We start from the raw sequence: 26,068 nt of genomic DNA, 5'->3' as shown, positions 1-26,068 counted from the left end.
AACCGGAGACGATTCATGCAAGATCCTCACTATCCCCGCGACTTGATCGGCTATGGCCGCAGCACACCCCAGGCCAACTGGCCTGGCCAGGCGCGTGTTGCCGTGCAGTTCGTGATGAACTACGAAGAAGGCGGCGAGAATTGTGTGCTGCACGGCGATGCCGGGTCCGAGCAGTTTCTGTCCGAAATCATCGGGGCTGCGGCCTACCCGGATCGCCACCTGTCGATGGAGTCGATTTACGAATATGGTTCGCGTGCCGGCGTCTGGCGCATTCTGCGTGAATTCGAGCGCCGTGGCTTGCCCCTGACTGTGTTTGGTGTCGGCATGGCACTAGAGCGCAACCCCGAAGTTGCGCGTGCCTTTGTTGAACTAGGCCACGAGGTTGCTTGCCACGGCTATCGCTGGATTCATTATCAGAATGCCCCCGAGGCGCTGGAGCGCGAGCATTTCCAGCGCTGCGTCGAAATCGTCACTCAGCTGTTGGGTCGCCACCCAGATGGTTGGTATACCGGGCGCGATAGCCCCAATACCTTGCGCATCGTGGCCGAAGAAGGCAAGTTTCTGTACGACGCTGATTATTACGGCGACGATTTGCCGTTCTGGACCGAGGTGGATATCGGCGGCGGCAAGAAGCACCCTCAACTGATCGTGCCCTATACCCTGGACACCAACGATATGCGTTTTGCCTCGCCGCAGGGCTTTAACACCGGCGATCATTTTTTCCATTATCTGCGTGATGCCTTCGATGTGCTCTATGCCGAAGGCGAGACTGCCCCCAAGATGCTGTCGGTCGGCCTGCATTGCCGTCTGACCGGGCGCCCGGCGCGTTTTGCCGGCCTGCAACGTTTCTTGGACCATATCCAAAAGCATGATCGCGTCTGGATTGCCACGCGCGCTGATATTGCCCGTCATTGGGTCAAAGAACACCCCTTCAAACGCTAATTTTCAGGAACGTAACCGCCATGGCTTCTACCAATCTGCCCACCGGTACCGTGATCGACGCACCGGCCGTCGACCTGCCCGCCTTTGCCACCCGTCATCCCAATCTGGCCAGCGAAAAGCTGGGCGCCAGGATTGTCTCGTGCACGGATGAATTTTTCGCCAGCGCCACGCGCATGCTGCAGGACGCCGAGCCCGTATTCATCGTCGGGAAATTCGATGACAACGGCAAATGGATGGATGGCTGGGAGACCCAGCGCCGCCGCAATGGCGGTCACGACACTGCCATCATCCAGCTGGGCTTGCCGGGTGCCATCAAGGGCCTGGACATCAATACCAGTCACTTTACCGGGAATTTTCCGCCCGCTGCATCGCTGCAAGCCGCCTATTGCGAGGGCAATCCCGGTGCCGAAACGGTCTGGGTTGAACTGGTGCCGGCAAAGTCGCTGCAGGGAAATTCGCACCACTTTGTCGAATTCGATGATGATCGCGTCTGGACGCATCTGCGCTTGAATATTTTCCCCGATGGCGGGGTGGCCCGCTTGCGTGTCTATGGCCAACCAGCCTGCGATTGGGACCAGCAAGACCCCGATACCTTGTATGAGGTCTCGGCGCTGTCCAGTGGCGGGCGCATCGTGGCGTATAACGATTCGCACTTTGGTTCTCCCATGCCGCTGCTGACCCCGGGGCGTGGCGTGAATATGGGCGACGGCTGGGAAACCCGCCGCCGCCGCGAACCCGGCAATGACTGGGTCATCATCGAACTCGGCCATCCGGTCGTGGTCGAAAAAATCGAGATCGATACCGCGCACTTCAAGGGCAATTATCCTGATCGCGTATCGGTCCAGGGTGCTCTGGTCCAGGAGTCCACGGATCAGTCCCTGGTCACGCAGGCCATGTTCTGGCCCACGGTGCTGGGCGAACAGAAAACCGACATGGACAAGCAGCACTTTTACGAAGGCGCCGTCCTGCAGCCCGTCGGCCCGGTTTCGCACGTGCGGGTCAATATGTTCCCCGATGGCGGCATCAGCCGCGTCCGCATTTGGGGGCGCCTGGCACGTTAAGCGTGCGGCGGCCTGCGCCGGAAATTTCAGACTCGATATTGCGCCTGCCCCTATGCCGGGGCAGCTTGCGCCCACAAGGAGCAAACGATGACGGCTTCCGTCGCAGACCAGCCTTTGCAGGCATTCCTGAACCACTGGGTAGATGCCCATTTTGATCAGCAGCTTGCGCTGCTGCAGCGCCTGGTGGCGATTCCCACGGATACGCCGCCAGGCAATACGGCACCCCATGCCGAGGCGGTGGCAGCCTTGCTGGAGAGTTGGGGCTGGCAGGTGGAACGTCATGCAGTGCCCGAATCCGAGATGCAGGCCTATGGCATGCAGAGCATCACCAACCTGATCGTGCGCCGCCAGTATGCGACAGGTGGCCCGGTCATTGCGCTGAATGCGCATGGCGATGTAGTGCCGCCGGGCGAGGGCTGGACGCATGACCCCTATGGCGGAGAGGTAGCGGATGGTCGCCTGTATGGCCGCGCCTCGGCGGTGTCCAAGAGCGACTTCACCACCTATCTGCATGCCGTGCGGGCGCTGGAAGCCAGCGGCGCCGCGCTCCGGGGTGGGGTCGAACTGCATTTCACCTATGACGAGGAGTTCGGCGGGCTCAAGGGGCCGGGCTGGCTGCTGGCGCATGGCCTGAGCAAGCCCGATTATGCGGTGTGCGCCAGCTTCAGCCATGCTGTGGTGACTGCACATAATGGTTGTCTGCAGTTCGAGATCACCGTCAATGGCAAGGCCACCCATGGGTCCGACCCGAAATCGGGGCACGATGCCCTGCAGGCGGCCAACCGCATTCTGACGGAGATCTACCGCCAGGCGGCGGCGCTGGATGAGATCCATTCCGCCCTGGATGGCATCAGCAATCCGACCATGATCGTGGGTCGGATTGACGGCGGTACCAATACCAATGTGGTGCCTGGCCGCGTTGTGCTGAAGATGGATCGCCGACTGATCCCGGAAGAAGATCCCACCCAGGTCGAGGCCCAGGTGCGCCAGTTCATTCAGGCGGCAGTCGATGGCCTGCCGGGCATCACGCTGGATATCCGCCGCCTGCTGCTGGCGCGTCCACTGCGTCCCTTGCCGGGCCACGAAAAACTGGTCGCCAGCCTGCAGCGTCATGCCCTGGCAGTATTCGACGAGGCGATTCCGGCTGTCGGCACGCCGTTGTATGCCGATGCCCGTCTGTATGCCGAACACGGCATTCCCGTCGTCATGTATGGGGCCGGGCCGCGCACGGTGCTGGAATCGCGGGCCAAACAGGCTGATGAACATGTGTTGCTCAGTGATCTGAAAGGGGCGACCAAGGTGGTGGCAGGGCTGCTGGGAGACTTCCTGGTCAAGGGCTGAGTTTGTGCTGTAATGGTGGTCTCTAGGAGTCATCAATATGGATGCACAGGCCGTGCTGGAAAAACGCCTCATCGACCTCGAACTGAAAGCCACTGAAGCAGAAGACCTGCTGGATCACCTGAACCAGTTGGTATATCGCCAGCAACAGCAGATTGAAGCCATGGCGCGCGAACTGTTGCACCTGCGCCAGCAGCAGGGGGGAGACGGTCCCGCCGGTTCGCGCACTGCACAGGACGAACGTCCCCCACATTACTGATATCGGAACCCCATCATGAGTGAACAACAGCCGTATACGCCGCCCAAAGTCTGGGTATGGGAAAAACCCAGCGGTGGACGCTTTGCCAGCATCAACCGGCCGGTGTCCGGGCCGACGCACGATAAGGTTCTACCGGTGGGGCAGCACCCCATGCAGTTGTATTCGCAGGGCACGCCCAATGGCGTCAAGGTCACCATCCTGCTGGAAGAACTGCTGGCGGCCGGCTATGTTGGCGCCGATTACGACGCCTGGCTGATCCAGATCGGCGAGGGTGACCAATTCGGCAGCGGCTTTGTGGATATCAATCCCAATTCAAAAATCCCCGCGCTGGTAGACCGTAGCGGAGCCGAACCAGTCCGGGTGTTTGAGTCCGGGGCTATTTTGCTGTATCTGGCCGAGAAGTTCGGCGTGTTTCTGCCGAACGACGGTGCCGCCCGGGCCGAATGCCTGTCGTGGCTGTTTTGGCAGGTGGGCAGCGCCCCTTATGTCGGTGGCGGCCTGGGGCATTTCTATGCCTATGCCCCCCATAAGATTGAATATGCCATTGATCGATTTGCCATGGAGACCAAACGTCAGCTGGATGTGCTGGACCAGCGTCTGGCGCAGCATGCTTATGTGGCTGGCGCTGACTACACGATTGCCGACATGGCAATCTGGCCCTGGTATGGCGGCCTGGTGCTGGGGCAGCTGTATAGCGCGGCAGAGTTTCTGTCTGTGCAGGATTATCAGCATGTCCTGCGCTGGGCCGATCAAATCGCCCGGCGCCCCGCAGTCCAGCGCGGCAGGCTGGTCAATCGCACCAACGAAGGCTGCCTGCGCGAACGCCACAGCGCCGCAGATCTGGATGCGCTGATCCAGCCTTGATCAGGCCGGTTGGGGGGGCCGGATGCGGTCGACCAGCATCGACACCATCAGGATGACGAATCCCCCCATGGCCAGTCCGGCACCGACCCAGCCGGGGGATGTCCAGCCATAGCCTCCGGCAATCGCCATGCCGCCCAATAGCGGCCCCAGCGCATTGGCAAAATTGAACGCCGAATGGTTCAGCGCGGCCGCCAGCCCCTGGGCATGGCGGGCCACATCCATCAGCCGGGTTTGCAGCACGGTGCCCAGGGCGCCGCCAAAGCCGATCAGGAACACATTCAAGGAAATCGACCAGACGTGACCGGCGGTCAGCGGAAACAGCGCCGACATGGCGGCGCTCCATAGCAACAGGCCCGCCGCAGTGGGCAATAGCGCCCGGTCTGCCAGCCAAGGGATCAGAATATTGCCAATGGTCAGGCCCAGGCCAAAGACGGCCAACACCAGTGGCACGACATTGGGCGACGTTTGGGTGACCTGCAGCAGGATATCGGCCAGATAGGTATACACCGCAAACAGGCCGCCAAAGCCAATCGCCCCCACGGCCAAAGTCAGCCAGACCTGCAAGTGCTTCAGGGCGCTGAGTTCGCGCAGTGGACTGGCCCCCGCAGCCGGAGGGCTATAGGGGGCCAGCCGGGCAATCAGGGCCATGGTCAACAGGCCGGAGGCCGCCACCAAGCCAAAGCCTCAGCGCCAGCTCAGGACATGGCCCAGCCAGTTGGCGAAGGGCACGCCAATGATGGTTGCGATGGTCAGGCCTAGAAACATGCGTCCCACCGCCTGGTTGCGCTGACTGTAGGGCACCATGGACACGGCGACCAGCGAGCCAATACCAAAATACGCCCCGTGTGGGAGCCCACTGAGAAATCGCAGGATCAGCAGCGATTCATAATTGGGGGCGAAGGCGCACAAGGCGTTGAACAGGGCAAACATGCCCATCAGGGTAATTAATAAGGTGCGCCGGGCCATGCGTGCCGCCAGCACCGTCAGCAGCGGCGCACCCACCACCACGCCCAGGGCATAGGCGCTGATGACGTGACCCGCCGCAGGCGCATCGATGCCTAGGTCAAGCGCAAAATAAGGCAGCAGGCTCATGGTGGCGAATTCGGTGGTGCCGATGGCAAAAGCGCCAATCGCCAACGCCAGAATAACCATGCCGGGCGAGGCCTTGGTTGGTGGGGAAGTCGTAGTGGGAGACATAAGAGAAGAAAAGATTTCAGCCGTCTATTGTACTATCAGGGTTAACCCTTAAGTAACTTAATTGATGCGTTTGGCGGGCACTGAACTGGGCCTGTTATATTCCTCGTTCGTCCCGATGGCGATGCAATCGAGCCATGGGGGAGCGCACTTACCCATGGGCCTTGTCATGCATATCACCACGATTGGCGCTGCCATTGTCGACATTGTTGTTTCTACCGTTCAGCCCATGCTCGGGGCCAAGCAGGATGTAGACCATATTGGCCTGTACGCCGGTGGTGGCGCAGTCAATGCAGCTTTCAATATGGTGGCCTGTGGTGCGCAGGTGGCTGTGCATGCCTGCGTGGGCGACGATCTGGAGGGTGGCTTGCTGCGGGATTTATTGCAGCGCCACGGCATTCAGGCCGTCATGTCGCCCCACCACCATCTACCCACTGGCAAGGCTGTGGTCATGGTGGACGACACTGGCGCGGCGCGCGCCTACGCCCAGCGGGGGGCCAGCGCCTGGGTGGGCGAGCAAGGTTTTGCCGGGCTGGCCCAGTCCGATATTGTGTATGTGACTGGCCTGTCCCTGGAATCCCAGGCCTGGCTGCAGGCAGCGCTGGCAGCCATGACATCCCGCTCATTTCGTCTGGTGGTCACGCCAGGCGCCCGGCAACTGTCCAACCCTGCCGCTTTGCATGGTCTGTGGGATCAGGCCGATTTGCTGTGCGTCAACGCCCGTGAGGCCGCCAGCCTGGTGGGGGATGACACCCTGCAGGTGGACGACCCACCGCCCGAGGTGGCTGAGGCACTGGCGCGTCAGTTGATCCGGCGGCCAGGGCAGGCCGCATTGCTGACCCTGGGGGCCGGAGGCGCCCTGTTTTTTGATGGGGAACAAGCGCATTTTCATCCGGTGCGGCGCGTGGAGGTAGTCTCGACCATCGGGGCCGGAGATGCGTTTGCCTCGGCCTTTGTCCATGCCTGGGGAGGCGGGGCATCGCCTCAGGCCGCCCTGGCTGCCGCCACGGACAGCGCCGCCCGGATCATTCAGGTCGTGCCGGCCAATCAGGCTGGCGCTTTGCGCGCCTGATTGTCAGGTTTTCGTTTGTGCTTTCGTGCCGCAGCTTGATGACCATGAGGACTGCTGCAGCTTAGGCATGGCAACTGTGCTATTTCAGAGCATTCAGCGGAATTTTCAGGTATGACCTGCCATTGCTTTCTGGCAGAGGCAACTGTCCCGCCTGAATATTGACCTGCAAGGCGGGCAGAATCAGGGCAGGGGCCGTCAGGGTGGCATCCCGTGCTTGGCGCAGTGCGACAAACTCGTCTGCCGAGACTCCGTCGCGTACATGAATATTGTGGGCCTTTTGGCTGGCAACCGTGCTTTCCCAAGCGGCCACCCGGGTCTCCGGCGGGTAGTCGTGACAGGCGAACAGGCGGGTCTGCCCCGGCAGGGCCAACAGCCGCTGGATAGATTGGTACAGGCGGCGCGCATCACCGCCCGGAAAGTCGGTGCGGGCGGTGCCCAGGTCAGGCATGAACAGCGTATCGCCGGTGAAGACCGCATCACCTATCTGGTAAGCCATGTCGGCAGGCGTGTGGCCGGGCACCAGCAGGGCCGTGGCTGACAGGTTTCCGATGTGAAAGACTTCTTCATCGACAAACAGGTGGTCGAATTGACTGCCATCCACCGGAAAATCATCGCCCAAGTTGTATAGCGCACTGAAAACCGATTGCACCTGGCAGATGGCAGCGCCAATGCCGATTCGCCCCCCGGTTTGCTGGCGTAACCAGACAGCGGCCGACAGGTGATCGGCATGGGCATGCGTTTCCAGTATCCATTGTGTGCTCAGATTGTGGTCGTGCAGATAGTCCAGGATTTTTTGCGCGGATGCCGTGCTGGTGCGACCGGACTTCGGCTCGTAGTCGAGCACAGGGTCAATAATGGCCGCCATCCGGGTGTCGGGGTCCGACAACACGTAGCTGATGGTGCCAGACATGTCGTCATAAAAAGGCTGGATATGCATGGGCATGGTGGGTTTTCCTGAAAGTGAGTAGCCGTGGGGGCTGGCTGCCGAGGTATTGCAAATCCAGCATCATTATGTTGATATATATTATATGTAATAATATAATGTATTCAAGTCTTGTGTAAAGCCAATTGTTGGGCAGTCGCAAGCCTCAGCAAAAGGATTTCTAAATAATATGCCGATTGATATGTTAGACCCGGGTCGCCTCCGAACCGCTGCCGCATTGGCGGTGGCGGATCTGAAGCTGCTGGCGCACCCGGATCGCCTGTTGCTGCTGTGCCAGCTATCCCAGGGTGAATCCAGCGTGGGCGAACTCGAGTCCCTGCTGGGCATACACCAGCCTACGCTTTCCCAGCAATTGGGGGTATTGCGCAGCGAAGGCGTGGTGGCGACCCGTCGCAGCGGCAAGCAAATTTTCTACCGTGTTGCCAACCAGCAACTCCTGCAGGTGCTGGCGGCGCTCTACACCATTTATTGTCCTCAAGGATCAGATCATGACGATTGACTGGATTGCTTTTACGCCCTGGTCGGCATTGGCCGGGGGGCTGATGATCGGGCTTGCGGCGGCCTCGTTTATTTTGCTCAATGGCCGCATCGCCGGGATCAGCGGGGTGCTGGGGGGCTTATTGCGTGCTGGTCCTGGTGATCGGGCTTGGCGTCTGGCCTTTTTGGCCGGCATGTTGGCGGCTCCCCTGCTGGCGCGTTGGACGGGTCAGTTGGTACCTGTTCATATCGATGCCGATATCGGGACGCTGGTGCTGGCCGGGGTGCTGGTGGGGCTGGGCACGCGCTATGGCAGCGGTTGTTCGTCCGGCCATGGCGTCTGCGGCCTGTCCCGCTTGTCACCGCGCTCGCTGGTGGCCACGGTCTGCTTTATCGGGGCAGGCATGGTCACTGTGTTCATGATTCGTCGCTTTCTGGGGGCATGAGATTCATCATGGCTAAATTTGCTGCGTTTTTCTCGGGGCTGTTGTTTGGCATCGGCTTGCTGGTCTCAGGCATGGCAGATCCACTGAAAGTGATTGGCTTTCTGGACATTACCGGCGCTTGGGACCCGTCTCTGGTGCTGGTCATGGGGGGTGCCGTTCTGGCCGGACTGGGGGCGTTTCATCTGGCCGGGCGGCGCACAGTGACTTATCTGGGCTTGCCGCTGCGCTTGCCAGTTGCGCGACAGATCGATCGCCGTCTGGTGCTGGGCAGCCTGGTGTTCGGCATTGGCTGGGGCCTGGTGGGTTTGTGTCCCGGCCCTGCGTTGGTTGATCTTGGGGCGGGGCAATGGCAGGCTGCTGTCTTTGTGGCCGCCATGCTGCTGGGCATGGGGCTGTTCGAATGGCTGCAGCGGTGTGTGAATCGATAGCGCAGCAAAACAATACAAAAAAGCCCTTGGCGATGACGCAGCAAGGGCTTTTTGTATAACCTGATTGGTGCCGGCTAGAGGAGTCGAACCCCCGACCTTCTCATTACGAATGAGCTGCTCTACCAACTGAGCTAAGCCGGCCATGGTGTTTTTGTTTAAAGTACCATCTCTTGGCGGGTCTCCCCACCAAAGCCAAGCATTATACATGGTTTTTAATTTAGACGGAAAGACGGGCAAGATTGGTGCTGCTTAAGTCCCAGGGTCTGAGTCCGTGTGGATCAGTTCGACGGCCTGCTGTCTTTTCTGGGAGGTGGGCTGATCCTGAATCATCTGGACCGCATCGGGAAACAAATCCCAGCAGGACATGAACAAGGCGGCAAACAGCGGGCCGATCACAAAGCCGTTCAGGCCAAATACGGACAGGCCGCCCAGGGTCGAGATCAGCACCACATAGTCGGGCAGCTTGGTGTCCTTGCCCACCAGCATGGGGCGCAGCAGATTGTCGACCAGACCGATGACCACCACGCCGAACAGGGTCAGCGTGGTGCCTTGCCAGTAGTCGCCATTGACCATGAAATACACCGCCACCGGCGCCCAGATCAGCGATGCCCCGATGGCAGGCAGCAGGGACAAGAAAGCCATCAGCACCCCCCAGAACAGAGGGCCCTGGATACCCAGAAAAGCGAACATCAAGCCACCTAATAGACCTTGGGTGGCCGCGATGACGATATTGCCCTTCACGGTGGCCCGCACCACCGTGGTGAATTTCAGAAAGAGTTTGATGCGGTGTTCGTCCGGCAGGGGAATCAGGCGCTTCAGGGTAGGCACCATGGTGGAACCGTCGCGCAACAGGAAGAACAGCAGATAGATCATCACCCCCAGCCCGATCACGAACTGGAAGGTATTCTGTCCGATATTGACCGCCTGTTTGGCCAGAAATTGGCTGGCCTGCAAGGCCCAGGTCGATAGTTTTTCACGGATGCTGAACAAGTCGCCCAGCCCGAAGGAATTCAGCCAGCCATGCACCGAGGCGGGCAGCGCCGATACCACTTGCTCGTAGTATTGCCCCAAGTTCAGTTCGCCGGAGTTGATTCGGTTATACAGCCCCGCAATTTCCTGGGCCAGGGCGCCGGTGATGAAGAGCAGCGGCACGATGACGATCAGGATAATACTGAGAACGCTGAGAAGGGCGGCCAGGCTGCGCCGCTTACCACCCAGTCGCGCCAGCAGCCAGCGATGAAAAGGACTGAACAGCACCGCCAGCACACAGCCCCAGAAAATAGCGGCATAGAACGGCAGCAGAATGCTGATGAAGGCAAAGGAAACCGCAGCCAGCAGCAGCAGGAAAAAACGAAAATGTAGGGTGTTTGTTTGCATAAACTTAGGGGAAGGCTGGCGTCAGTGCCGTCGGGCGCTGCGTATCCGGTAGGCGATAGCGCCGATGATCACGGCGGCTACCGGCATGCTGGTCAATAGTGCGGTTTTGGGAGACCATTCAAGGCCCAGGGTCAGTGCCCCCTGATACAGCAATTTGAACAGGCTGAACAAATAATAGCTGATGGCGATGATGGACAGGCCCTCGACTGCCTTCTGAATTTTGATCTGAGTATCGGCACGGGTGTTCAGGCTTTGCAGGATCTGGCTGTTTTGCTCTTCCATTTCGACTTGGACGCGGGCTTGCAGCAGGTTGCCCAGGTGGGCCACCCCATCGCTGATGCGGGTCAGTCGCTGGTCGATGGATGCACAATAGCGCACGGTGGGCTGAAAACGCTGCTCGATGAAGGTGCCCAGTTGTTGGCAGTCCCCCGTGCGGCTTTCGTGCAGTTCGCTGATGCGGTCGGTGACCAGTTGGGCATAGGCGGCCGTGGCGCTGAAGCGCAGTCGCGTGCGGGTATGCGTCTGGGTAACGCGGGCCGACAGTTGGGTAATGCGTTTCAGCAGGGCGCGTAGATCCTGAGCCTGGGCGCTGGTGTTGTCGTCTGACAAGGCCATCAGTTCGGTTTCATAATGACGCAGCTCAGTCCCCAATGATCGTGCCACCGGCAGGGTCAATGAGGCCATCAAGCGGTAGGTTTCGATCTCCAGCAGGCGTCGGGTCATCCGTCCCAGACGCCGACCATCCAGTTGGCGGTTCAGGATCAGCATGCGGTTGATGCCGTTGCCATTCAGGCGCAGGTCGCTCCAGACCGTGGCCTTGCCGCCGTCCAGGTCGGAACCCACGGGATCGTGGAAGCCGTAATCCGTCAGTTGTCCGCGCCATGATTCCGTGGATTCCACGCAGATCTGGTCGGCATTGATCAGCAGCGCGCTATGTGTTTCAGCAACTTCGGCCAAGACGCTGGGCAGGGCGGGCCAGGGGCCGGCGTGCATGCCGGGGCTGACCAGCGTCAGGGTCAGGAATTCTGTATGGCGTTCCCATTTCAGACGTGCCTCGCCCACGGGGAATTCGCCTTGAGGCAGCATGGGATCAGCCAGGGCCACGTGGCGATCGCACAGGGTTTGGATGATGGTTTGCGCTGCGTCATCCTCATCCAGGAACGCCAGATGAAATACCTGGGCCGGCGCATCGAAATACATGGATGGTCTGGCGTGCAGCTCGTTGTGCAGGGTGTTGCGTTGCAGGTGCATGCGGCGTGAATCCGGGGGCAGAAGGAACAGCCCAGTGTATCCAAAAAAAGCCCATGGAACGTATGAATAGGTTTGCCGGATGAAATACTGTGTATTCATCGACTAGACAGCCATCAAGGGCTGGCTCCGGGCGTCCGCGTACAATCGCAGACGACTAGGTGACATTGGCTGATCGAACAATATGCGGATAAAAAACCAGCTGGCAGCAGTTTGTTTGTTGCTCTCGGGCTGCAGTACGGTGCCGGTGGTTGTGGATTCGCCGCCCCAGGCGCTTCAGGCCGAAGCTCCCTTGATCGTCCTCGATCCGGGCCACAGCCCGACCAGTGGAGGAGCCACCAGCGTTCGTGGCACCCCGGAAGTGACTTATAACGACCGATTTGTGGCTGAGCTGGCCCCAGCCTTGCGCGCGGCGGGCTGGCGCGTGTGGGTGACGCGCCAGCCTGATCAGACGCTGGGCTTGGTGGATCGTCCCAAGATTGCCAACGACCTGAAAGCGGATATCTTTCTGTCTGTTCATCATGATTCGATCCAGTTGCGCTGCCTGAAGCCGGTCGTCGTGAGTGGGCGCACGGTGTATCAGACTCGGCAGCCAACGGGTGGTTATTCCTTGTATGTGTCCAAGAAAAACCCGAAATTTTCACGATCCTATGATCTGGCCAAGGTATTGGGCGGCCAACTGCATGCGCTTGGGCGCGCGCCGATGCTGGAGCATGCAGGCAAGGCATGCGGAGAAAGCCGCCCGCTGCTTGATTCGCGTTTGGGGATATACCAGTACGACAACCTGGCGGTTTTGCGGCACAGCAAAATACCCGCCGTATTGCTGGAAATCGGCGTCATCACGGACGTGCAGGACGAGGCGTACGTCAATGTTGCCGATCATCGGCAGCAGATGATCAGCGGTATTGTGCGTGGCCTGCAGCGCTATTCAGAACTGATACTGCAGTCCGGCGATGAATAGGTCATAGCTCAGGCGGCCCAGGCGCACATCCCAGGTGTCGGTGGGCGGGTGTTCGCCGGGATAGTCGGTGGCGCCGAATCCGTAGCGGGTGGCGGCAATGCTCAGATAGCGGTATTCAGTGAAGACACTGAGCTGGCGGCTTATCTGGCCCTTGAGGCCCAGGCGTAGTTGGTAGGCAAAGGCCGAGTCGGAGGCGCTGGAATCCGAATTGAAGTGATTGATGCCAGGCTCGGACGGATTGGCTGAATCGGCTCCCGAGATCGACAGCCGGGCCATGCCGGCACCTACCCCGACATAGGGGAAGACGCGCTGGGAATAGGGGGTTTCCAGGGCGAACACCACGCTGGCCATGAGCAGTTGACCAGTGGTGGGGATCGTGACGTACTGAGTGCCCAGAAAGCTGGGGTCGACCGGCATATCGCCCTTTGGGGTATGTCTGCCCAGATATAGTCCTTCCAGCTCGGCGGCTGGTCTAAAACGCCAGGCGCTGGCGCCGACGGGGATGGCGTCCCATTGATAGCCCAATTGCAGGCCGCCCAGGGCAAGGTGGGGGCGGTCGGTGCTGCCATCGGCATCAATGGGCAGGTCGGGCAGCGGGTGTGGCAGGCGGACAGTGCCCAATTGCTGCAGGGACGTGGATTGCAAGGTGCCCAGGCCTCCAAGGGCCCCAATGTACGGACCGCTGTCAGCTGCCCAGGTGGCAGGTGCCTGACACAGCCCGGCGGCCAGCAGGATCATCAGGATCATCAGGGGCTTCAGCGGCTTCATGGGTGTCTCCTGGTCATATGATTGATAGTCTGCAGCATACCGCCAAAGCGCCATTGTTTAATGCTTGAAGGGTTGTTTCAGCTCTGGGGGGCAACATGAACCCATCAAAGAACTGGCTCAGCTCGGCATGGCCATTAAGCGGCAGGATATTGGCGATGTGCTGATCCGGGCGTACCACCACGATGCAGCCATTCAGTCGGTCGATGCCGCGCTGCTCAAAGATGTCGTGCGTCTTGCTCGTCTGGAAGATTTTTTCGTAATCGCGCAGGCCGTATTTTCCCTTTGCGGGCCAGAGGAAATCCGGCATGTCTTCGAGGGTCAGATCCTGTTGCTGGAATACGGCATAGACATCGATCACCGAGTCGATATCCGCCCCGGTCGGGGTGTATTGTTTTACCGGAGAGGTATCTGCATCAGCCAGAAACTTGACCAGTTTGGCCGCTTCGCAGGTCGCATCCAGCGGGTTTTTCGCATCGCCAAAGATGAAGATGCGCCAGCGGCCATCTGCCTTGTTCAGGTGTCCCAACTGCACCGGGCGACCGTCTGCAACGCGCACGGCCTGGGCGGAATGGAAACGCTGTCCGATCGGAAACCCGCTTGCCAGCGCCTGATTCTTATGTCCCGTACATAGCCAGGATTCGTCATAGTCAATCGAGGTGCCGGCAATGAATCCATTTTGGCGGGCGATAAAGTTTTCTATATCGGCGGTGCTGGTTTTCGCCGATGATGCATCTTTTTTGGCATTTGGGTGAGTAGCGACCAGCGCCGACATTTCACGGTCGGCGTTGATGAGCATAAAGGCCACCTTGCGGCGTTCGGTTGCGTAGGTCTGCAGCAGTTTCGGGCGTGCTTTGCCCTGCAGCACCGCCGCCAGCTTCCAGCCCAGATTAAAGGTATCCGGCAACGAAGTATTCAGGCCCCAACCCCCTTTGGGGCTGTGGGTATGGCAGGCGTCACCCGCGACAAAGGCGCGTGGAATCAGGCCATCCGGGCTGCCCGCCGGAATGTCGTCAAAGCGTTCGGCAACGCGCTGCCCGACTTCATAGATCGACCACCAGGCGACCTCCTTCACCTCCAATTGATACGGCTGCATGATTTGCTGGGCCCTGGCGATGAGGTCATCGACGCTCAGATTGAGTTGTGAAGCGCGCTGATCCTTGCCCAGTAGATCGAGTTCAACATACAGACGCACCAGATAGCCGCCCTCACGCGGTACCAGCATCACCGCGCCGTTGTCCTTTGACTGGATGAAGCTTTTTACCCGAATATCCGGGAAGTTCGTCACCGGCAGCACATCCATCACGCCCCAGGCCTTGTTGGCCGAGTCGCCTTGCAGCTCGATCCCCAGGCTTTTGCGCGTCGCGCTGCGGGCACCATCACAACCCACCACATAGCGGGCCTTGACGATTTCGACCTTGCTCGACTGGCTGGCATCGTTGCGCTCGAAGGTCGCCGTGATCGGATGCGCGTCCAGGTCCTGAGTCAGGCTCTGATCGACCACCAACTCCAGCAAACGGCGGTTGTAATGCGGCACCAGATGCGTGACCGAATGCGCCATACCGTCGAGCAGAATATCGTGCAAGCGCGCCTGGTTGACCACCCCATGGGTGAACTCAGACAGCCCCAACCGCGCATCCGCCACCTTGTGCGTGCGCTTGATCTGCTGCGGATTCTGCGCATCCGGCTCCCAGAAGGCGTTCTGGTGCAGTTGATAGGCTTCCTTCACCAGCAGCTCGCTGCTGTTGAAAGCCTCCATGATTTCCATGGTACGGCAGGATATACCATCCGCCTGACCGAACAGCATCGGCCCGGATTTCTGCTCGACGATGCAGGTCTTGATATTGGCAAAATCCGCCAACTGCCGTGCCAGCGCCAGGCCCGCCGGGCCACAACCGATGATCAGCACATCGACCTGTTTCGGCAGATCAGCCATCGGCGGCGGCGGTGCAGGCTGACGCGCCGCATCAGAAATCTGATAGTCGCCGGGCTTGAAACCGTTCAGATGATACTGCATGAGCAAGCTCCTTCTGTCATGGCCTTGAGATCGCCGCGCAGGCTGGCCAGATGTTCTTTGCCAGCGAATGGGCGATTGCCGCTGGCACGGAATTCACCGGGATCTATGTTTTCGGGGGGCATGGTGTCTCCGCTGTTTCTAACTGTTGGAGGCACTATGATAGGAGCATGGAGGTGAATCACGGAATGCAGCTTTCGCCGTTAAGCTTGGACTTTCCGCAAGGCTCTGTGGCAATAACTCGCCGTGAAAAGTAGTCGCTCGGGGGCATGCCGACATGATGGCGAAAAAATCGTGAGAAGTAGGCCGGGTCGCGAAAACCCAGCGCGAAACATATCTGGCTGACTGACTGGCCGCTGTGCAACAGCAGGCGCTTGGCCTCCTGCAACTAGCGCTCGAAGATCAGTTGCTTGGATGACATGCCCGCCAGGCGTCGGCAGATCAGGTTGAGCCGCGCGGTGGTCAGGCCCAGCTCGCCAGCATAGCGTTGTAGCGACCAGTGCTCGGTGTAGCGGGCCTCCACCAACTGGTTGAAACGGTGAAACTGCAACAGGTCGTGGGTCGGCACGGGGCTGTCATGCTGTGTCCATTCGACCAGGTGCAGCAGCTTGGCCAGGATCAGTCGCAGCAGGGCGAGCAGATTGGTTTCGCGGCCGTCGCGTTGGCAGGCGAATTCGTCGGCGACCTGATGGAACAGAGGTCCCAGGTGCGCGGCGACGCGGGCTGCCTCATCTTGCTGCCCACTCAGGCTGACGCACAGTGGCCGGTTTAGTCGGAGAGACAGGCTGGCTTCGCTCTCGAACAGCTTCCATACCAGTTGCTGGCGCACGGTGATGACCTGACCTTCGCAGGCCGTATCGGTGACGAAGGCATGCGGAACGCCGGGCGGGGTCAAGAAACACAGCGGACCTTCGAGGCGGTATTGAAGATCATCCAGGTAGAGGTGGACATGGCCGTTATGGATGTAATGGATCTGGAAGAAGCGGTCATGGCGATGCACCGCCACGCTGCGGCCGAAGAACTCAGAGAGACGGCCATGACCGTCGTAGTGAAAGTCGGCGTCGGCATAGCGCTGATCATAGACTTGGCCAAGATCGAGGATCGGGATGCTGGCGAGGCCTTGCCTGGTGGTCATGTCTGGCGCTCCTGAAATAGGTGTCGATGCGGCCAGGCTCAGGCCTTGCCGCTAAAGCTTTCCCATTAGGTTTTTGATGATTTTCAGCATACTGCGAAAGCGTATTCATGCAGTATTTGGGCATTATTTGACAATCTTGAGCATTCAAGTGATGATCGTTGTGTTTTTGTAACAACCCTGCATGCTCAACATGGGCAGCTCCAGAAATTCTCTGCATGACATTTAGCAGACATTCTGCACAGAGACTTCCAGGTCCCCCGGTCAGAAACGGGCACCTTCAAGAGGAGTAGGAAAATGTTTACCATCCGCACCAAATCTTCGCGAGCATTTTTGATGGTGATTGTTGCTCTTTTTTTAACCGGCTGCGTCACGGCCAACCGCAACTATCACGGTATTACCCTGGATGATGCGGCCTTCAATTTTGGCAGTGCAAAACTCACCCCCGCTGGCCTTGCCTTGCTGGATGAATACACGACTCGTATTTCCAAGCAAAATAATTTGCGCATTGCGATCGTAGGGCACTCGGATCGCATCGGTAACGAGACCGCGAATCGGGCTTTGTCTTTAAAACGGGCCGAAGCAACACGCGACGAAATGGTCCGAATTGGCGCTGACCCGGCCAGCATCCATGTGCGCTCGGTGGGCTCCAGCGAACCGCTTGTCCAATGTAATGAAACCAATCGTGAAGCATTGATCAAGTGCTTGGCTCCCAATCGCCGGGTCGAAGTCTTCACGAATTTGGCACATTAGGGGATCGTTCCCATATTTTTTGTGTGGGCGTGCTGGCGATCTTTCCGCTGGGTGCTTAGCATGGCCCGTGCAGGCAAGTTGCTGGGCATTGCGATGGCTGTAGCTTGGCCGTAGAAAGCAAAAACGCCACCCGGTTAAGAGTGGCGTAGTGCTTGAATTTCTTGGCTCCCCGACCAGGGCTCGAACCTGGGACCTGCGGATTAACAGTCCGTCGCTCTACCGACTGAGCTATCGGGGAACTGCGAAGAAGCAAGACTATAACACAACTTTTTATGGTGGTGCAAATGGCTTAGCCAAACCATAAAAATATAGGGTTTATCGCCCCCGAATCTGGTCGATCAGGCGGCGATCGCGTTTCGTAGGGCGGCCTGTGCTCAGGTCCAGAGCAGGTTCGGGTGCCAGGCGGCGTTGCTCGGCGGCGTGTGCGCGGGCAGTAGCGCTGTCCGGGGTTTCCTGATACAGCAGGGCGGCCTGTGGTGCCGGGCCGCGCACCGCGCTGACCGCGCGGATTTCCACGGTGATCTCCAAGCCGGTCTTGCGTACCCGGACAAGATCGCCAGCCGATATCTCGCGGGCGGGTTTGGTGATGGTTTGTTCATTGACCTGAATGCGTCCGGCGCCGATTTCGTGGGCGGCCAGGCTTCGGGTCTTGTAGAAACGTGCGGCCCAAAGCCATTTATCCAGGCGGATTTTGTCCATGATCTTCTGTACCTTGGCTTGTAATGCCTGATTCTGTGTGCTCAATCTAGCCTTGTGGGAACGAAAGTGTCAATGCGGGGTGTGTGGCGATAGCCATCATGGGGCCTTAGTGTGCGTCGGCGGCGGCCCTGCTGCCGTGGCTGGCGGTTTTGGGCCGTGCCAGCCAGATCAGGCCGATCAGAACCAGAAAAATAATGGCGGACGCAAAGAAAAAATCAGTGGCTGACATGGTGTAGGCTTGCTGGTTGATGACTTGATCCAGCAGGGCCGCGCCTTTTTGTGGATCGATGCCCAGGTTTTGCATATTGCCCATGATGTGATCAAAAGCGGGTTCGCCGGGACGGGCGACTTCGGTCAGGCGGGCATGGTGCAGGATTGCGCGATCCTCCCAGAGCGTGGTCGTGATCGAAGTGCCGAACGCCCCGCAGACCAGGCGAAAGAAGTTGGTCAGGCCTGGCCGCTGCTGGAATCCGGTCAGGATTCAGGCCAGACAGGGAAATTGTGGTCAGCGGGATGAAAAATGCCGCCATGGCTGCCCCTTGGATAAAGGTCGGCAGCATGACGCCGAATAAATCCACTTGGGTGTTGTACTGTGCGCGCATATAGCTGATGAGGGAAAAAATCAGGAATGCAATCGTGGCGATCATGCGGGGGTCGTGACGCGCAAGGAGCTTGCCCACCACCGGCGATAGAATGATGGCAAGAATGCCGACAGGGGCAGCCGCCACACCGGCCCATGTCGCCGTGTACCCCATCGTGTTTTGCAGCCACAGGGGCAGCAGCACGACCGTACCAAAGAACAGGCCGTAGGCCACCGACAAAGCGATGGTCCCGGTCGTGAAATTGCGGACTGCAAATAGCGTCAGATCCACCACCGGGTGACTCGCCGTCAGTTCCCAAATGACAAAATAGATAAAGGTGATCACGGAAATCACGGCCAAGGCGCAGATCAGCGGACTGGAAAACCAGTCCAGGTCCTTGCCTTTGTCCAGCATCACCTGCAGGGCGCCCACCCAGACGACCAGCAAAATCAGGCCCATGCGGTCGATAGGCAGGCGGATGCGCTTGGTTTCCCGGGATTTGTAGACCTGCCAGGAACCCCAGGCGGCCAGCAGGCCCACTGGCACATTGATGTAGAAAATCCAGGCCCAGTCGTAGTTGTCCGATATCCATCCACCCAGCAGCGGCCCGGCGATGGGGCCGACCAAGATCGTCATGGACCATAAGGCCAGGGCCATGCCGGCCTTGGCGCGTGGATAGCTGGCCAGCATCAGCGATTGCGATAAGGGGATCATCGGCCCGGCCACCGCGCCTTGCAGCACGCGGAAGAACACCAGGGACTCAAATGACCAGGCAAAGCCGCACAGCCAGGAACTGAAGACAAACAAGAGGGTAGAAATGACGAATAGCCGCACCTGGCCAAAATATTGAGTCAACCAACCCGTCAGTGGCACCGTGATGGCATTGGCCACGGCAAAGGAGGTGATCACCCAGGTGCCCTGGGTGCTGCTTACGCCCAGGTCACCGGCAATGGTCGGGATCGAGACATTGGCGATCGAGGAATCCAGCACGTTCATGAAAACAGCGGCCGAGACTGCAATTGTGCCGAATACGCGTGCGCTGCCCTCCAACGGCGGGTAGCCGCCTGCGGGGGCCGGTCGGGGGGCGGAGCTGGCGGGATCCTGGTCTGTGGTGGTGCTCATGAGGCCAGGTTTTCCTGGATGATGCGCTGGATCAGGGTATCGACCTCGACGGGGTCGTGATCATAGACAGGCGTGTTTTGGCGGGTATGGTCCGGGTTGGTGGCGTTGGCATCGGGTGTCGGCGTGCTGTCCAGATTGACCGTGGCGGTCATGGATAGGCCGACACGCAAGGGGTGTGCCTGCAGCTCTTTGGGGTCCAGGCGTATGCGGACGGGCACGCGCTGGATGATCTTGATCCAATTGCCACTGGCGTTTTGCGCGGGCAGCAAGGCAAAGGCCCCGCCGCTGCCTGCCGATATGCCCTGTACGATGCCGTGATAGACGACATCGCTGCCGTATAGATCGGAAACCAGCGTGGCGGTCTGTCCGGGTCGCACGTCGTGTAGCTGGTTTTCCTTGAAATTGGCTTCTACCCACAGATTTTGCAGCGGGACGATCGTCATCAGCGGGGTGCCGGGCTGGATACGCTGGCCCAGTTGGGTTGTGCGTTGGGCGATCATGCCGTCCACGGGGGCCGGGATGTGTGTGCGAGTGTTGGCCAGCCAGGCTTGGCGCAGATGATCCGCAGCCTGCAGAACGTCCGGGTAACTCGCGACTGTGCTGCCCCGCGTCAGGGCTTGGTTGGTGGCCAAGGTGGCCTGGGCTGCGGCCAGCCCGGCGCGCGCCTGGGCCAGGCTGACCTGGGCTGATTTGACTGCGACCTGGGCATGCAGCAGTTCTTCGCCGCTGACGCCGCCGCTGTCGCGCAGGGCGTTGCGCCGCTGCAGGTCGTTCTGGGTTTTGTGCAACTGGGTTTGCGCCTGCTCTACGTTGGCCTGGCCCATCTCGACATCCGCTGCCAGTGCGTCATTTTGCACGAACAGGGTCTGGGTGCGGCGCACCGCCTGGGCCAAGGCGGCCTGGGCCTGAGCCAGGGCAATCTGGGTGTCGCTGCCATCCAGGGTAATCAACAGAGCTCCTTGGACAATCCGATCGGTATCATCGGCCTCGATAGAAACTACAGTGCCGGGTATCTGGGCACTGACCGAGACCAGGTCGCCATGTACATAAGCGTCGTCGGTGGATTCGTGGTGCGACGCGAATGCCAGCCACCAAGCCCCGTAAATCAGGCCAATCAGAATAAAGATGCCAGTGGCGCCCAATAACAGGCGCGTGCGTTGTTTGCCGGTTGCGGTCATGATGGTGTGGATGAGTCGGTCAGGGGCTGAAGTGAAAGGTCAGGGGTGGCTGTGGGCGCTGGCATGGCGTCAGGTTCGCGGTATCCACCCCCTAGGGCGCTGGCCAGTTGCACGTCCAGCAGATAGGCCCGGGTCTGTAAATCGGTCGCCTGGACCGTTTGTTTCAGGACTTCGTTCTGGGCCATCAGCACCTGGACAAAATTACCCAGGCCGGCCTTGTAGCGTTGTAAGCCCACGTCGTAGGCAGAGGCAATCGCCCGCAGGCTGGATGCCTGGTACTGGATCTGGGTTTGCAGTGCTGTGATCGAGGTGCTGGCGTCGGCGACTTCGCGGATCGCATTCAGCACGGTTTCGTTGTATTGCGCAATGGCTTCGTCGCGCACGGAGCGCCGCCCCGCCAACTGGGCATTGAGTGCCCCGGCGTTGAAAATCGGCAGTGTAATGACTGGACCGGCGGTGGCATTGAAGCTGCCGCTGCGAAACAGCTGGTCGATGCCTAGGGACAGGAAGCCAAGCGAAGCGGATAGATTGATATTTGGCAGAAAATCTGCCTGGGCTGCAGAGATTTCGGCCCCGGCTGCCTGGGCCTGCAGCCGCGCAGCAGTGATGTCGGCCCGGCGTCCCAGCAGGGCCATGGGCATCTGGGCGGGGACGCCCGTCGGGATGGTCTGGTGGGGGATAAGGGCCGGGCGGGGCAGCTGGCTTGGGGATATTCCCAACAGCGCAGCCAATTGGTGGTGCATCAGATTGACGTTGTTACGCACCTGGCTAAGCTGCACCTGTGCCGAAGAAACCGCCGAATCCGCCTGGTCCACGTCAACCTGAATCCCCAGTCCGTTGCGATAGCGGTCCTGGGTGATGGCCAGTGCTTCTTGCAGCTTTCCCACGATGGCCTCAATGGCGGCGGTTTGGGCTTGTGCATTCTGCAACTGGAAATATGCCTGTGCCACGGTCGATATCAGCAGCGTGCGGGCTTGTAGGCTGGATGCTTGTGCGGCGGCAGCTCTGGATTGGGCTGCATGGCTCAAGGCAGCCTGCTTGCCCCAAAGATCGGGGTTGAAGTCCAGTTGCAGGGTCAGCCCTGTATCGCTTTGGGTCGAACCGCCCAGAGGGGGCGGATAGATATAGTGTTCGCTCAGGCGCTCGCGCGTCAGATGGTAATTGGCGTTGATTTGCGGCCATTGCACGGCGCGTGCGCCCTGGGCGGCTGCCTGGGCCGTGCGTACGCGGGCGGTGGCGGCCTGCAGGCTGGGGTTGTTTTCCAGGGCCTGGAGGATCAACTGATTGAGCTGTGGGTCCTGGTAGCGTTCCCACCAATGGTCGTCCGGCCATTGCATCGCCGTTTCATCGGGACTTAGCGCCAGTTGTTCGCCGGACAGGGCTGATACCTGGTGTTTTTCAGGCGATATAGGGGCGCAGGCAGCCAGGGAAAGCACCAGCAGCAAAGGAATAAAAGGTTTCATGCTGACAATAAGCTGAAAATTACTGATGTGGTCATTATCTGACTAGGCAATTATAAGATAATCAAGCAGGCGGCTTGCAGGCATGCGCCGGGTTGACGATGGCCTTATGTCTGACTGGGCTCGGTTGCGCGTTGAAAGTGGCGTTCGCCATTACTGATCATGCGATGCAGCAAGGTCAGCAGCAGGCGGATTTCATCGTCGGAAAATCCATCCAGGTGCAGATTCAAAGCCTTGGCAATGATGGGCAGGATTTGGTCTGTCAGGGTATGGCCGGTGTCCGTCAGGGCAATCTTGACGACGCGGCGATCTTCGGTGCAGCGTTCTCGGTACAGGATGCCTTTGGCTTCCAGCCGATCCAGCATGCGGGTCATGGCGCCGGTATCGACATTCATGATGCGTGCCAGTTCTGCGGGGGTGTCTACGCCTTTGTGCTTGATCAGCAGCAATGGTCGCCATTGATTGGCCGTCAGGCCCAGGGGCAGGGTGCCCAGGTCGATGACCCGGTGCATCAGCCCGTGCAGGTGCCGGATCAGCAGGCCCACATTGCGGTCTGCCGCCAAATCACCAGGGGTATCACCATAAAAACAGCAGTTGCCCTGGCTGTCCGCTGGCGTCAATGGAATTTCTTGCATGTTAAAATTCTACTCTATCAGTATCTGACTAGGCAATTAAATAATGGCAGACCTTTCGCGCCGCCTTTTTTGGGTGGGTTTCGTGCTGGCCGGATTGGGTGCCGTGCTGTTTTCCGCCAAGGCCATCGTTGCCAAGCTGCTGTATTTGCAGGGGGTCGATGCCCTGGACGTGATTGGGTTTCGCATGCTGCTGGCACTGCCGTTCTTCCTGGTGGTGGCCTGGTTCCAGGCGCAGCGTGCCCGCAAGGGCCTGATTGCCAGATTGGGGGCAGGGGATGCCTTGCGGATTGCTGTGCTGGGTTTTATTGGCTACTACCTGTCCAGCTTTCTGGACTTTTTGGGGCTGCAATATATCACGGCCGGGTTGGAACGCCTGATTCTGTTTCTGGCCCCGACGTTTGTCCTGTTGATCTCTGCCTGGTTTTTGAAAAAACCGATTTCTTCGCGGCAATGGCGGGCCATGGCTTTGGCCTATGGCGGCGTGGCGCTGGTGTTTTGGGATGATCTTTCCGTGGCAGGAGAGCACGTCATTCTGGGTTCCGCCTTTGTCCTGGGCGCGGCGCTTTCTTATGCCATGTATTTGATTGGTTCCGGTGAGATCATCGAGCGTGTCACGGCGACCCGCCTGACCGCGTATGCAATGACCGTGTCTGCGGGCGTCACCATGGTGCATTTTTTCCTGGTCAAGGGGGTGGCAGGGCTGGTGCAGACCTGGCCTGTTTATGGCTTGTCGTTAATCCATGCGACTGTGAATACGGTCCTGCCGACCTTCATGATCATGTGGTCTGTCGCGCGGATCGGCGCCCCCTTGACAGCTCAGTTGGGATTGTTGGGGCCGGTGTCGATTCTGTTTCTGGCCTGGGCTTTTTTGGGCGAACCCATTACGGTATTGCAGGTGGTGGGCACCATATTGGTGGCGGCCGCCGCTGTCGTCCTGGGCCGCCGTCCTAAATCTGCATAAGACTTGTCATTCCATTTTTCCCTCGATTTCGTCGCGATGCACGTCGTGTGTCACAAACCCCGCCACGTTGTCGGGCATGGCCAGATAATGCGGGTGTGCCAAGGTATTGGAGATGTCCTGCAGCCCGGCTGCCCAATGCTCGCGCATCGTGGCTGGTCCGAACTGAAAATCGCGGAAATGCTGCTCGTAGGCCTTGTGTCGGTAAATCAGGTGGATGATGTTGCTGCGTGCCTCGCAGGCCAGTTCGGCTGCCTGCTTGCAGGCTGGGTGGCTATCACGTAGTTCGGCGGGTACTTGATCCAGCACCTCGCGCAGCAGGCGCTGCATCTTGCGGTGGGCGCGCATTTCATCGGTCACGAAACGGGTCCGGCTGGAATAGCGGATGTCCTGAATCCGATCGCCGACTTCGCTCAGGCTGCGCGGCACGGGTCCGCGTGCCGACCATAAATCCACCTGGAACACCAGGGTGTCGTGTTCGGGGCGTTGTTGCAAAACCTTGGCCAAAGGCGTGTTGGACACCAGGCCCCCATCCCAATAGTATTCGCCGTCGATTTCAATAGCGGGAAAAGCAGGCGGCAAGGCGCCGGATGCCATGAAGTGTTCTGGTGTCAGGCGGGTTTTTCGATTATCAAAATAGGTGAAGTTTCCGGTGCGGACATTGACCGCCCCTACGGATACGTGCAGTCCGCCCTCGTTGATACGGTCGAAATCGCATAGTGATTCCAGGGTTTCCTTCAGAGGGCGGGTGTCATAGTGACCAACGCAGGACGGGTCTAGTGTCGCCACCATGGCGGCAGGAGGGAAGCGGGGATGAAAAAAACCTTTCTGGCCAACGAACAAGGCGCTGCCTGCATGCGCCGCCCCCAGAAACTGGCGTGCCAGGTCATTGATCTGGAAAAGACTCTGTTCGATCAGCGGATTGGCCCCTGGACCTATATAAGGCTGGCAGATGGTATTCCAGAACTGCTGCAGGCGTTCTACCCGCGTCTCAATGGGATTGCCGGCAATAATGGCGACGTTCAGGGCGCCAATCGATATGCCCGCCAGATCGGTCAGTTGAATGCCAGCCTCGTTCAGGCCCTGATAAACGCCGGCCTGGTAGGCCCCCAGTGCGCCGCCACCCTGCAGGACCAGAGCGCGGGTTTTGTAGGCCTCGTGGACAGCCAGTGGACGTGATTCAGTCTTGGGCATGATGTTCGGTCTCCAGGGAATGTAGAAAGGCTGCGATCAGCGTACCGCGATAACGGCTGCGGTGCAGCACAATGGATAGTCGCCGCTCCAGGTTCAAAAAGGGGGTGCGCAGTACAAGCAGCCGGCCTGTGGCCACCGCATCCAGGGTGGCGGCATAGGGCAGGCATGCAATGCCCAGGCCAGCAATCACGGCTTGTTTGATGGCTTCGATCTGCCCCAGTTCCAGCAGGATGCGGCCAGGCGGCAGGGCGCTCAGGGCTTGTTCGGTCAGGCTGCGGGTGGCTGATCCGCGTTCGCGCAGAATCCAGTGGGCATCGGCGAAGTGCTGTGGCTGTAGTCGCGCGGTGCTGGCCAGGGGGTGGGATGGCGCAGCACAGACCACCAGCGCATCGCTGCGCCAGGGTAATGTGTCCAGTTGGGCGTGGTGTACCGGGCCTTCTACACAGGCAAGATCAATGGCGTGGCCCAGCAAGCGATCAACCACGGTGCGGGTGTTATCGACAGTCAAGTGTAGGGCAACCATGGGGTGTTGGGCCACCATTGGACCCAGAAGTTCCCCCACCAGGTAATTGCCGACGGTATTGCTGGCCCCGATCCGCAGGGCGCCGCTGAGTTTGCCGTGGGCATCTGGGCGGCGCCGTTGCATGTCTCGCAGGCGTTCCAGGATTTCCCTGGCCAGGGGCAGTTGTTCTGTTCCCTGTGTGTTCAGGTGCAGACGGCCCCGCTCACGGTCGAACAGGGTGCTGCCTAGTTGACGTTCCAGCTCGCCCAGCGCCATGCTGACTGCTGGCTGGGTCAGGTGCAGCTGTTCGGCTGCGCGCCGCACGCTGCCCGCGGTCGCGACGGCATCGAAGACTTCCAACTGACGCAGGCTTAGTCCGATCATTATTATTTATACCATCAGTCATGATTACTGAATTTATTTATTGTATTGGTTTCACTAGAATGCGGTGTGCCATCTCATGTT

Annotated in this window: 25 protein-coding genes, 2 tRNA genes and 2 pseudogenes; 12 read left to right on the top strand and 17 right to left on the bottom strand. The window is 59.5% G+C overall.

The annotated features are described in order from the left end of the window. The first annotated feature begins 15 nt into the window (after nucleotides 1-15). From puuE to yghU, 5 genes are all read left to right on the top strand, one after another. A complete protein-coding gene (gene puuE, locus VDP81_RS02210; RefSeq protein WP_322994624.1) occupies nucleotides 16-942 on the top strand; it encodes an allantoinase PuuE in 927 nt (308 codons plus the stop codon). Nucleotides 943-962: 20 nt separating this feature from the next. Beyond that, a complete protein-coding gene (gene alc, locus VDP81_RS02205) occupies nucleotides 963-2,003 on the top strand; it encodes an allantoicase (protein ID WP_322994625.1) in 1,041 nt (346 codons plus the stop codon). A gap of 87 nt (nucleotides 2,004-2,090) precedes the next feature. Next, complete coding sequence (locus VDP81_RS02200; protein WP_322994626.1) at nucleotides 2,091-3,344, top strand: M20/M25/M40 family metallo-hydrolase; 1,254 nt, start codon at nucleotides 2,091-2,093, stop codon at nucleotides 3,342-3,344. 37 nt (nucleotides 3,345-3,381) lie between these two features. Then, nucleotides 3,382-3,600 carry a SlyX family protein gene (locus VDP81_RS02195; RefSeq protein WP_323011408.1) on the top strand — a complete coding sequence of 73 codons (219 nt, stop codon included), beginning with the start codon at nucleotides 3,382-3,384 and terminating at the stop codon, nucleotides 3,598-3,600. A gap of 15 nt (nucleotides 3,601-3,615) precedes the next feature. Beyond that, nucleotides 3,616-4,464 carry a glutathione-dependent disulfide-bond oxidoreductase gene (gene yghU / locus VDP81_RS02190; RefSeq protein WP_322994628.1) on the top strand — a complete coding sequence of 283 codons (849 nt, stop codon included), beginning with the start codon at nucleotides 3,616-3,618 and terminating at the stop codon, nucleotides 4,462-4,464. Here the strand turns inward: yghU and VDP81_RS02185 are convergent. Further along, a pseudogene (locus VDP81_RS02185) lies at nucleotides 4,465-5,661 on the bottom strand (MFS transporter). Nucleotides 5,662-5,827: 166 nt separating this feature from the next. Between VDP81_RS02185 and VDP81_RS02180 the strand changes: the two are divergent. Further along, complete coding sequence (locus VDP81_RS02180; protein ID WP_323011407.1) at nucleotides 5,828-6,730, top strand: carbohydrate kinase family protein; 903 nt, start codon at nucleotides 5,828-5,830, stop codon at nucleotides 6,728-6,730. A gap of 79 nt (nucleotides 6,731-6,809) precedes the next feature. Here the strand turns inward: VDP81_RS02180 and VDP81_RS02175 are convergent, their stop codons facing one another. Beyond that, nucleotides 6,810-7,673 (bottom strand): MBL fold metallo-hydrolase, encoded by an 864-nt coding sequence (locus tag VDP81_RS02175; protein WP_323011406.1) that lies wholly within the window; start codon nucleotides 7,671-7,673, stop codon nucleotides 6,810-6,812. A 169-nt stretch (nucleotides 7,674-7,842) separates the two neighbouring features. Between VDP81_RS02175 and VDP81_RS02170 the strand changes: the two genes are divergently transcribed. The 3 genes from VDP81_RS02170 to VDP81_RS02160 are packed head-to-tail and all read left to right on the top strand — an operon-like array spanning nucleotide 7,843 to nucleotide 9,024. After that, nucleotides 7,843-8,172, top strand: a complete 330-nt coding sequence (locus VDP81_RS02170) for a metalloregulator ArsR/SmtB family transcription factor (RefSeq protein ID WP_322994632.1) — start codon at nucleotides 7,843-7,845, stop codon at nucleotides 8,170-8,172. Then, nucleotides 8,162-8,596, top strand: a complete 435-nt coding sequence (locus tag VDP81_RS02165; RefSeq protein ID WP_322994633.1) for a YeeE/YedE family protein — start codon at nucleotides 8,162-8,164, stop codon at nucleotides 8,594-8,596. Before VDP81_RS02170 ends, VDP81_RS02165 begins: the two co-directional genes overlap by 11 nt. A gap of 8 nt (nucleotides 8,597-8,604) precedes the next feature. Continuing rightward, nucleotides 8,605-9,024: a DUF6691 family protein gene (locus VDP81_RS02160; RefSeq protein WP_323011405.1), complete on the top strand. Its 420-nt coding sequence runs from the start codon at nucleotides 8,605-8,607 to the stop codon at nucleotides 9,022-9,024. Nucleotides 9,025-9,089: 65 nt separating this feature from the next. On the opposite strand, the gene VDP81_RS02155 is transcribed toward VDP81_RS02160, so the two are convergent. The 3 genes from VDP81_RS02155 to VDP81_RS02145 all read right to left on the bottom strand — a co-directional run bounded on the left by VDP81_RS02155 (nucleotide 9,090) and on the right by VDP81_RS02145 (nucleotide 11,652). Then, nucleotides 9,090-9,165: transfer RNA gene (locus tag VDP81_RS02155), tRNA-Thr, on the bottom strand. Between the two features lie 108 nt (nucleotides 9,166-9,273). Next, entirely contained in the window at nucleotides 9,274-10,401 is a 1,128-nt protein-coding gene (locus VDP81_RS02150) for an AI-2E family transporter (protein ID WP_322994635.1), read from the bottom strand. A gap of 21 nt (nucleotides 10,402-10,422) precedes the next feature. After that, nucleotides 10,423-11,652 (bottom strand): DUF3422 domain-containing protein, encoded by a 1,230-nt coding sequence (locus tag VDP81_RS02145; protein ID WP_322994636.1) that lies wholly within the window; start codon nucleotides 11,650-11,652, stop codon nucleotides 10,423-10,425. Nucleotides 11,653-11,833: 181 nt separating this feature from the next. Here VDP81_RS02145 and VDP81_RS02140 point away from each other — a divergent pair, with 181 nt between their 5' ends. Continuing rightward, entirely contained in the window at nucleotides 11,834-12,610 is a 777-nt protein-coding gene (locus tag VDP81_RS02140; RefSeq protein WP_323011404.1) for an N-acetylmuramoyl-L-alanine amidase, read from the top strand. On the opposite strand, the gene VDP81_RS02135 is transcribed toward VDP81_RS02140, so the two are convergent. From VDP81_RS02135 to hpaA, 4 genes are all read right to left on the bottom strand, one after another. Beyond that, nucleotides 12,578-13,378 (bottom strand): outer membrane protein, encoded by an 801-nt coding sequence (locus VDP81_RS02135; protein WP_323011403.1) that lies wholly within the window; start codon nucleotides 13,376-13,378, stop codon nucleotides 12,578-12,580. The two genes, VDP81_RS02140 and VDP81_RS02135, sit on opposite strands and share 33 nt — an antisense overlap. A 13-nt stretch (nucleotides 13,379-13,391) precedes the next feature. Then, nucleotides 13,392-15,392, bottom strand: coding sequence for an FAD-dependent monooxygenase (locus VDP81_RS02130; RefSeq protein WP_323011402.1), 2,001 nt, complete (start codon nucleotides 15,390-15,392; stop codon nucleotides 13,392-13,394). A gap of 178 nt (nucleotides 15,393-15,570) precedes the next feature. After that, nucleotides 15,571-15,777 carry a helix-turn-helix domain-containing protein gene (locus tag VDP81_RS15320; RefSeq protein WP_416233200.1) on the bottom strand — a complete coding sequence of 69 codons (207 nt, stop codon included), beginning with the start codon at nucleotides 15,775-15,777 and terminating at the stop codon, nucleotides 15,571-15,573. Next, nucleotides 15,778-16,524, bottom strand: coding sequence for a 4-hydroxyphenylacetate catabolism regulatory protein HpaA (gene hpaA, locus VDP81_RS02125; protein WP_323011401.1), 747 nt, complete (start codon nucleotides 16,522-16,524; stop codon nucleotides 15,778-15,780). It lies immediately after the preceding gene. A gap of 294 nt (nucleotides 16,525-16,818) precedes the next feature. Between hpaA and VDP81_RS02120 the strand changes: the two genes are divergently transcribed. Beyond that, nucleotides 16,819-17,274: an OmpA family protein gene (locus VDP81_RS02120; RefSeq protein WP_322994642.1), complete on the top strand. Its 456-nt coding sequence runs from the start codon at nucleotides 16,819-16,821 to the stop codon at nucleotides 17,272-17,274. Between the two features lie 162 nt (nucleotides 17,275-17,436). On the opposite strand, the gene VDP81_RS02115 is transcribed toward VDP81_RS02120, so the two are convergent. From VDP81_RS02115 to VDP81_RS02090, 6 genes and pseudogenes are all read right to left on the bottom strand, one after another. Next, nucleotides 17,437-17,512 (bottom strand) — tRNA-Asn (locus VDP81_RS02115). A gap of 77 nt (nucleotides 17,513-17,589) precedes the next feature. Next, nucleotides 17,590-17,973: an RNA-binding S4 domain-containing protein gene (locus tag VDP81_RS02110; RefSeq protein WP_322995358.1), complete on the bottom strand. Its 384-nt coding sequence runs from the start codon at nucleotides 17,971-17,973 to the stop codon at nucleotides 17,590-17,592. A gap of 106 nt (nucleotides 17,974-18,079) precedes the next feature. After that, nucleotides 18,080-19,676, bottom strand: a pseudogene (locus tag VDP81_RS02105) (DHA2 family efflux MFS transporter permease subunit). Then, nucleotides 19,673-20,854 carry an HlyD family efflux transporter periplasmic adaptor subunit gene (locus tag VDP81_RS02100; RefSeq protein WP_322994644.1) on the bottom strand — a complete coding sequence of 394 codons (1,182 nt, stop codon included), beginning with the start codon at nucleotides 20,852-20,854 and terminating at the stop codon, nucleotides 19,673-19,675. The pseudogene VDP81_RS02105 and the gene VDP81_RS02100 overlap by 4 nt, the downstream one beginning before the upstream one ends. Next, nucleotides 20,851-22,317, bottom strand: coding sequence for an efflux transporter outer membrane subunit (locus tag VDP81_RS02095; RefSeq protein ID WP_323011400.1), 1,467 nt, complete (start codon nucleotides 22,315-22,317; stop codon nucleotides 20,851-20,853). Before VDP81_RS02095 ends, VDP81_RS02100 begins: the two co-directional genes overlap by 4 nt. Nucleotides 22,318-22,421: 104 nt before the next feature. Then, nucleotides 22,422-22,949 carry a MarR family transcriptional regulator gene (locus VDP81_RS02090; protein ID WP_322994646.1) on the bottom strand — a complete coding sequence of 176 codons (528 nt, stop codon included), beginning with the start codon at nucleotides 22,947-22,949 and terminating at the stop codon, nucleotides 22,422-22,424. Between the two features lie 43 nt (nucleotides 22,950-22,992). Between VDP81_RS02090 and VDP81_RS02085 the strand changes: the two genes are divergently transcribed. Next, nucleotides 22,993-23,910, top strand: coding sequence for a DMT family transporter (locus VDP81_RS02085; protein ID WP_322994647.1), 918 nt, complete (start codon nucleotides 22,993-22,995; stop codon nucleotides 23,908-23,910). Nucleotides 23,911-23,916: 6 nt separating this feature from the next. Here VDP81_RS02085 and VDP81_RS02080 read toward each other — a convergent pair whose 3' ends face one another. Then, a complete protein-coding gene (locus VDP81_RS02080) occupies nucleotides 23,917-25,101 on the bottom strand; it encodes a patatin-like phospholipase family protein (RefSeq protein WP_322994648.1) in 1,185 nt (394 codons plus the stop codon). Continuing rightward, nucleotides 25,088-25,987, bottom strand: a complete 900-nt coding sequence (locus VDP81_RS02075) for a LysR substrate-binding domain-containing protein (RefSeq protein WP_323011399.1) — start codon at nucleotides 25,985-25,987, stop codon at nucleotides 25,088-25,090. Before VDP81_RS02075 ends, VDP81_RS02080 begins: the two co-directional genes overlap by 14 nt. Nucleotides 25,988-26,068: the final 81 nt, after the last annotated feature.

The sequence above is a fragment of the Castellaniella sp. genome, from assembly GCF_034675845.1.
Classification (GTDB): Bacteria; Pseudomonadota; Gammaproteobacteria; order Burkholderiales; family Burkholderiaceae_B; genus Castellaniella.
The sequence above is the reverse complement of the archived record's forward strand: the minus strand, read 5'-3'. Positions and strand labels throughout refer to the sequence as shown.

Excerpts from the sequence above, each read along its gene's own strand:
- VDP81_RS02180 (WP_323011407.1), top strand. The coding sequence starts at position 5,828 with ATGCATATCACCACGATTGGCGCTGCCATTGTCGACATTGTTGTTTCT.
- VDP81_RS02130 (WP_323011402.1), bottom strand. The coding sequence starts at position 15,392 with ATGCAGTATCATCTGAACGGTTTCAAGCCCGGCGACTATCAGATTTCT.
- VDP81_RS02110 (WP_322995358.1), bottom strand. The coding sequence starts at position 17,973 with ATGGACAAAATCCGCCTGGATAAATGGCTTTGGGCCGCACGTTTCTAC.
- VDP81_RS02095 (WP_323011400.1), bottom strand. The coding sequence starts at position 22,317 with ATGAAACCTTTTATTCCTTTGCTGCTGGTGCTTTCCCTGGCTGCCTGC.
- VDP81_RS02150 (WP_322994635.1), bottom strand. The coding sequence starts at position 10,401 with ATGCAAACAAACACCCTACATTTTCGTTTTTTCCTGCTGCTGCTGGCT.
- alc (WP_322994625.1), top strand. The coding sequence starts at position 963 with ATGGCTTCTACCAATCTGCCCACCGGTACCGTGATCGACGCACCGGCC.
- VDP81_RS02160 (WP_323011405.1), top strand. The coding sequence starts at position 8,605 with ATGGCTAAATTTGCTGCGTTTTTCTCGGGGCTGTTGTTTGGCATCGGC.
- hpaA (WP_323011401.1), bottom strand. The coding sequence starts at position 16,524 with ATGACCACCAGGCAAGGCCTCGCCAGCATCCCGATCCTCGATCTTGGC.
- VDP81_RS02170 (WP_322994632.1), top strand. The coding sequence starts at position 7,843 with ATGCCGATTGATATGTTAGACCCGGGTCGCCTCCGAACCGCTGCCGCA.
- VDP81_RS02135 (WP_323011403.1), bottom strand. The coding sequence starts at position 13,378 with ATGAAGCCGCTGAAGCCCCTGATGATCCTGATGATCCTGCTGGCCGCC.
- VDP81_RS02085 (WP_322994647.1), top strand. The coding sequence starts at position 22,993 with ATGGCAGACCTTTCGCGCCGCCTTTTTTGGGTGGGTTTCGTGCTGGCC.
- VDP81_RS02120 (WP_322994642.1), top strand. The coding sequence starts at position 16,819 with ATGTTTACCATCCGCACCAAATCTTCGCGAGCATTTTTGATGGTGATT.
- VDP81_RS02195 (WP_323011408.1), top strand. The coding sequence starts at position 3,382 with ATGGATGCACAGGCCGTGCTGGAAAAACGCCTCATCGACCTCGAACTG.
- VDP81_RS02080 (WP_322994648.1), bottom strand. The coding sequence starts at position 25,101 with ATGCCCAAGACTGAATCACGTCCACTGGCTGTCCACGAGGCCTACAAA.
- VDP81_RS02145 (WP_322994636.1), bottom strand. The coding sequence starts at position 11,652 with ATGCACCTGCAACGCAACACCCTGCACAACGAGCTGCACGCCAGACCA.
- puuE (WP_322994624.1), top strand. The coding sequence starts at position 16 with ATGCAAGATCCTCACTATCCCCGCGACTTGATCGGCTATGGCCGCAGC.
- VDP81_RS02075 (WP_323011399.1), bottom strand. The coding sequence starts at position 25,987 with ATGATCGGACTAAGCCTGCGTCAGTTGGAAGTCTTCGATGCCGTCGCG.
- VDP81_RS02100 (WP_322994644.1), bottom strand. The coding sequence starts at position 20,854 with ATGACCGCAACCGGCAAACAACGCACGCGCCTGTTATTGGGCGCCACT.
- VDP81_RS02140 (WP_323011404.1), top strand. The coding sequence starts at position 11,834 with ATGCGGATAAAAAACCAGCTGGCAGCAGTTTGTTTGTTGCTCTCGGGC.
- VDP81_RS02200 (WP_322994626.1), top strand. The coding sequence starts at position 2,091 with ATGACGGCTTCCGTCGCAGACCAGCCTTTGCAGGCATTCCTGAACCAC.
- VDP81_RS02090 (WP_322994646.1), bottom strand. The coding sequence starts at position 22,949 with ATGCAAGAAATTCCATTGACGCCAGCGGACAGCCAGGGCAACTGCTGT.
- VDP81_RS02165 (WP_322994633.1), top strand. The coding sequence starts at position 8,162 with ATGACGATTGACTGGATTGCTTTTACGCCCTGGTCGGCATTGGCCGGG.
- VDP81_RS02175 (WP_323011406.1), bottom strand. The coding sequence starts at position 7,673 with ATGCCCATGCATATCCAGCCTTTTTATGACGACATGTCTGGCACCATC.
- yghU (WP_322994628.1), top strand. The coding sequence starts at position 3,616 with ATGAGTGAACAACAGCCGTATACGCCGCCCAAAGTCTGGGTATGGGAA.